This is a genomic window from Burkholderia sp. ABCPW 14, assembly GCF_001523835.1.
Taxonomy (GTDB): domain Bacteria; phylum Pseudomonadota; class Gammaproteobacteria; order Burkholderiales; family Burkholderiaceae; genus Burkholderia; species Burkholderia mayonis.
In genome coordinates this window covers 1-925 of sequence record NZ_LOVS01000134.1, presented here as the reverse complement: position 1 = coordinate 925, position 925 = coordinate 1, and the positions used below count along the sequence as shown (strand labels likewise).

At 66.7% G+C, this 925-nt stretch carries 1 protein-coding gene; it reads right to left on the bottom strand.

Features of this window, described 5'->3' with window-relative positions; all coding sequences use genetic code 11:
• The coding region (locus WS62_RS20675) for an aminotransferase (protein ID WP_156441068.1) at positions 1-925 on the bottom strand (925 nt) is incomplete at both ends.

Genomic DNA, 925 nt, shown 5'->3' with positions numbered 1-925 from the left:
CTCGCCCGTCGCGCGCATCACCAGGTTGCCGTTGAAGCAGTAGTCGCGGCAGATCGTGCCGACCTCGCCGCCGTTCTCGAAGCGCTTGCGCGCGCCGGGCTCGCGCGCGAGCTGAAGGCCCGCGACGAGCCCCGCGCCCGCGATCTCGCCGACGATCGGGTGATTCGCGAAGCTCTCGCGCAGCCGCTGCTGGAAGTAGGGGCCGGTGTCGGTCTTCACGCGCTCGACGATCTTCTCGTCGCGCAGCACCTTCAGATTCGCGACCGCCACCGCCGCCGCGACCGGATGCCCCGAATACGTCATCCCGTGATTGAACTCGCCGTGCGCGATCAGTGCGTCGGCGATCCGGTCGGACAGCGCGACGGCGCCCATCGGCACGTAGCCGCTCGTCAGCCCCTTCGCGAGCGTCATCAGGTCCGGCTCGAAGCCGAAGTGCCGATGCGCGAACCATTCGCCGGTGCGCCCGAACCCGCCGATCACTTCGTCGGCGACGAGCAGCACGTCGTACTTGCGGCAGATCCGCTTGATCTCGGGCCAGTATGTCGACGGCGGAAAGATCACGCCGCCCGCGCCCTGGAACGGCTCGCCGATGAACGCGGCGACGTTCTCCGCGCCGAGCTCGAGAATCTTCGCTTCGAGCTGTTGTGCGCGGGCGAGTCCGAATTCTTCCGGCGTCAGATTGCCCTGCGCCTCGCCGAAGAAGTACGGCTGATCGATATGGACGACGTGCTCGACCTTCGACGGCATCTGCTCGTGCATGTAGCCCATGCCGCCGAGCGTCGCGCCTGCGATCGTCGAGCCGTGGTAGCCGTTCCTGCGCGAGATCACGACCTTCTTCTGCGGCTGGCTCTGCGTGCGCCAGTATTGATGGACGACGCGCAGCACCGTGTCGTTGCCTTCCGATCCGCTGTTGCAATAGAAGAAG